Source organism: Candidatus Cloacimonadota bacterium (assembly GCA_020532355.1).
GTDB lineage: Bacteria > Cloacimonadota > Cloacimonadia > Cloacimonadales > Cloacimonadaceae > UBA5456.
Genome location: JAJBBD010000200.1, coordinates 1 through 4,969 on the forward strand (window position 1 = coordinate 1; position 4,969 = coordinate 4,969).

The 4,969-nt window shown below is 51.4% G+C and carries 1 protein-coding gene; it reads right to left on the reverse strand.

Going from position 1 to position 4,969, the window contains the following annotated elements; translation table 11 throughout:
• Positions 1 to 320 precede the first annotated feature (320 nt).
• Positions 321 to 4,969, reverse strand: a 4,649-nt coding sequence (locus tag LHW48_07005) for a S8 family serine peptidase (GenBank protein ID MCB5260205.1), incomplete at its 5' end; no start/stop codon positions are given.

Consider the following 4,969-nt stretch of genomic DNA (forward strand, 5'->3'; position numbering starts at 1 on the left):
ACCGGCATCCGTATCCTCCCAGAGGGCGATCACGCAATTATCCGAAGTGTGTATATAATTCCCTTCCCAGTCCACTTTCCAGGCCTTGCGCAGGGGCACTTCCTGAGCTGAAATCAAAAGAATGACTCCTAAGAGCAAAATTAGCATAATGCTACGTTTCATGATCTCCTCCTTACGGGATATTGTGTTAGTCTATCATTTAGATGATGCAAAAATCATTCCAAATAACTGAAAAATAAGCAATTTGAAAGAGAGTTGCAAAAAGGGGCGAATCGAAATCCGCCCCTATATCATGGCAGTGTAAAACCGCCGTTAATGCTTTACTTTAGTAGCAGCATGCGGTGAGTGCTGTGCACCTTGCCGGCTTCAAAGCGGTAGAAATATACGCCACTGCTGAGCTCGCGACCGCTTTCATCCTTGCCATCGAAGGCGAGGTTGAAGTAACCCGGACCGGCATGCTCTGCATTGAGCCGGCGCACCATCTGTCCACGGTAATTAAAGATGCTGATCTTCACCTGAGCCGCTTCTGCCAGAGAATAGCGGATATTGGTGTTCGGATTGAAGGGATTGGGGAAGTTACCCAAATTTTGAGTGATTTCCGGGATTATCGGGGCGGGTTCTTCCGTATCGGAATGCGTATGCACAGTTAGCGGGCCAAAGAACCCTTCTCCACCGTTGAAATCGCTGTTCATCAACCAGTAGTAATATCTGCTATTGGGCTGGACTTCCTTGTCTTTGTATTCATAGCTTTGCGTCTGAGAGCTATTTGCCGCTTCAATGAGTTCAGAGATAGCCAGCGCCGAGCTAAGTTCTTCATTCTCACTACGCAATACGTAATAGCCCAACACGCCAGTTTCGGTAGCGGTAATCCAGTTCAGTTTCACGGCTCCGCCACTCATAAAGACGGCCGTGAAGGATGAAAGGGTAACCGGCAGAGTGTTTTCGCTGCTATCGGAGAATACGATGGTGAGTTCGGAAGCCCTCTGCTTGCCGGAGCTTACTATGAAATCTACGGTAGAAGCAGTCCAATCCTGTGTGGCATAGACCACACTCCAATCTCCGCCAAAACTGTAGGCGATGGTGGGCGGAATAAAACCCAGATTGTGCTCGATCACTATGTATGAATTCACAAAGCCATCGGCGGAGAGGATGATCTCCAGTCCGGCATTGGTAAAGGGGCTTCCTGCAGAGGCATAACCCACCGCATAGCCCACTTGAGCTCCGCTTACGCCATCGATGATCAGCGAAGGATTGATGAGATTCTCACCATCGTTTACTTCGGGCAGATCGATCTCGCTTTCACCATTGATGATCAAAGCAATATCCTGGCTTTCCACATCCACTATGCGGATGTTATCTATCGCAGCAGGTGGTTGTTTACTTCCGCCAGCGTCATTTTCCCATGTGAAGACCAGGCGTTTGGTGCTTCCGGCAAGAGCTTCCGGTAGAGCGATATTGGCATTTTGCCAAGCGGTTTGAAGCATCAGCGGACTTGCTAACAAGTTTCCGGAACTGAGCAGAGTGCCCGCCACAGGATTTACGGTAGTATCCACAAGATACACTTGCAGAAAATCGTAATTGCCAGGTCCAGCTTCGCCATTGGCTTTCCAGTTGAAGCGCAGATAGAAATCCTGGCTTGTTTCCGGGAAAGCGATATCGGTATAGAAATGGCTGATGGATGCTTGATCAACATCATAGCTGTTGGTAACGCCGCCATCGCTACTGATATAGATACTCTTGATACCCGTGTTGGCTGTAGCTTCACCGATACACCAGCCATTGGTCTGAGTTCCGTTTAGGATGAACCAATCTGAATCAACGGTCTCAAATCCATCCACAAAGGGAGCCGTAAGAGGTACGTAGGCGCTACCGGAGAGCGATACTTGGTGGGCAGTCCTGCTGCCACGATCATCGGTGATAAGCAGGGTTCCGGAGAAGGTGCCCTCTTCCGTGGGATTGAAGTTAACTGAAACAGAGATGCTCTGGCCATGGCTAAGATACTCCGGGTAGCCGTTGGTATCGGTCAGGCTGAAGCAAGTGTCTGCATTCTGCAGTTCTACTTGGGTGATGCCGAGGCTGCCTTCTCCGATGTTGCTGATCGTAAAGCTTTGCTGGGCACTTGTTCCGGCTAAAATGCTGCCGAAATCCTTGGATGTGGGGCTAACGCTAAACTCCGGATCCGCCGCCAGGGGTGTAAAGATCAGCTTCAGATTGGGTCTGGTAGTAGAAATGGAGCCATAGGCGAAGACGTTCGTCTGATCAGTACTATCGTTACGACCGTATCTATACCCGTTGGTAACCGTGCTATAACGCACAGTCCCGCTAAGGTCATAACTTGACAAGAGACTGAACGCGGTATCCACCACGATGTTGTCCACTCCATTCCACAAGAAGGGAGTATCGAGGGTGAGCATGTCCCAGCCGGTAGCGGGGGCGTAACTGGTAGTGCTGTACACAGTGGTCAGCCCGGTCTGCCAGCTTGCCACGTTGGTCGCAGCAGTATGCTTCATGCGGACTATGAAATTGGGCAGACTATGGATCGGCGCGTTCACCACATCAAAGCCAAGCTGAGTGATATTGATGGGCCCGACAATCCCTGCCACAGCAAGCTCTGCCGCAGTGTAAACCGATTGGCTGTGCAAGGACTTAAAATAGATGTTGATCGGGCAGGCAGAAGAGATTCCAGTGGTAGTAGTTTCGGTGCCCAAGGTTGCTTCCAGCGGTATGCCTGCTGTCACATTGACGGAGTTTGAAGGCTCGGATTCTCCACCTGAGTAAACGGCGGTTACATAGTAGGAATATGATGTGCCATTGGAGACGTTTGTATCCTGATAAGTGGGGTTTGCCGCGGTGCCCAGCGGTGAACCGTCGCGGAACACATTGTAAGAAAGCACATTCACCGATGGAGATTGCCAGTTTAAGGTGATGATATTATCGCCGGGCGTACCGGTAAGAGATAGCGGAGGCGCAAAGTATTCACTCACGGGCGGTAAGACGATGTGATCGATCCAGACGCAGTCCGAGCCGGAGTAGTGAGAGTCATCCTTCGTGTATCTCCAGGTGAAGGTTCGGTTTCCGGCGCTCACCGGGTAGCTGGCCAGAGTCCAGGGAACTGTTCCAGAATCCTCTACTTGCTGCACGCCGTCAATCAGAAAAGCGAACTTGTCATAACCGCTTTCGGAAGAGACTTTGTAATAGAAACTGATGGTTCCGGCTGCGGAAACAGTCTGGGTGAGGCTCAGATCTGTTTCACCGTAATGACCGATCGCACCGGATTTTGCTGCGTAAGTTCCGGAGTACTTTTCGGCACTTTGTACAGTCCAGGGGACTGCGCTGGTATTCAGCCAGAGATAGGCAGAGAAGTCTCCGCTTTCAAAGCCTTCATCGGCAGGCGCCAAGAGGGTGATGTTCACGCTGTTTTCAGCAGTATTGCTGTTATTATCAGTAGCAATAGCTTTGATAGTATGGCTTCCCGCACCGGCAAAAGCGGTATCCCAAGACCAGCTATAAGGGCTGGTGGAATCCGTAAATTGCCAGACATCATCCAGATAAAAAGCCACTTGGGTGATGAAGCCATCGCTATCGGAAGCAGTAGCGTTTACGGTGATGCTGCTACCCAGAGCGTGGGTGCTTCCAGAAGTGGGGGCTGTGATGGCTACAGTGGGGAAACCGGTATTCAGCGACATAATGGCATTGTAAACATTCACCATCCCGTAACCGGTATAGCGATCCCAGCCAATGCCGCCATCGATGGTCATATCCGTGGCAGTACTGGTCATTACATCGCGCAGCTCCGCAGGGGTCAGGGTGGGGCTGTGGGAGAGGATCAAGGCCGCAGCACCCGCCACATAAGGAGTGGCGCAGGAAGTGCCGTTGAAATAAAGATCATAATTGCCGCTTGCATAGCCGGCACTTCCGGTGATATCTGTGGTGGGAAGAATCGTGGGACCCATGATATCTACCGCATTACGGTTATCTTGGATGTCCACTCCATAGTTCGATCCCCACCAATACTCACCATCAGACGAAGAAGGACTTTTGCGCTCTCCTGAAGGGCTGGCTGCGCCTACGGAGACCACTCTTTCGTGATTTGAAGGGTAATCAATAGTAGCTTCGTCAGCGTTGGCGGTGGCGGCAAAGAGGCTTAAGCCGGCATTGTAAGCATATACAATGGCAGCGTCGGTGCTGGGAATATCCCCTTGAACCGTGTCCTCAGCACCAAAACTCATGCTGATGATGTGAGCGCCGTTATCCGCAGCGTGGGTAATGGCGTTGTTGATGGAAGTAAAAAACAATTCACCGTTAGAATCAGCTACTTTGAGGGGCATCACGCTGCATCCTCCCGCGATTCCGGCTACACCAACACCATTATCTGCCCTGGCGGCGGCGATTCCGGCACAAGCAGTGCCGTGTCCTGCATCTGTAGCATCGTCCATGGGATTGCTGTCGTTATCACCATAGTCATAACCGGTAACCAATCTGAGGTCTTCATGCGCAGTATCCACACCGCTATCAATGATGGCGATGATGATGCTGGAGCTTCCGTAACCTTGGGCCAGATCCCAGGCTAATTGCGCGTCGGAATCAAAGCCGACAGTGCCCACTCCGGGACCTGTGTGGCCAGAAGGAGTATGTCCGGGCAATTGTGCGGTATTGTTGTGTCCCCATTGTTTAGTGTAATGGATATCGTTCGGCACCGCAGTGGTGTAGGCGTAGTATTCCGGCGTGGCTTCTTCGATATAGCGGCTTTGCCGGAAGGAAGCAATAGCGTCTTCCACGCTGCTGCGGCCATCCAGACGGATCAGGAACCAGTTGTCCCAGCCGGTTTTATCTGCCCAGGCCTGGTCTTTCACCTTGCGGTGGGCGCGGATGATGGTGGTTCCACCTTTCACGCTGAGCAATTGATCCAGTTCATTGATGCCAAAAGTGCTGGTCTTTGCATATAGCGCAACAGGAAGATTGCTGCGTG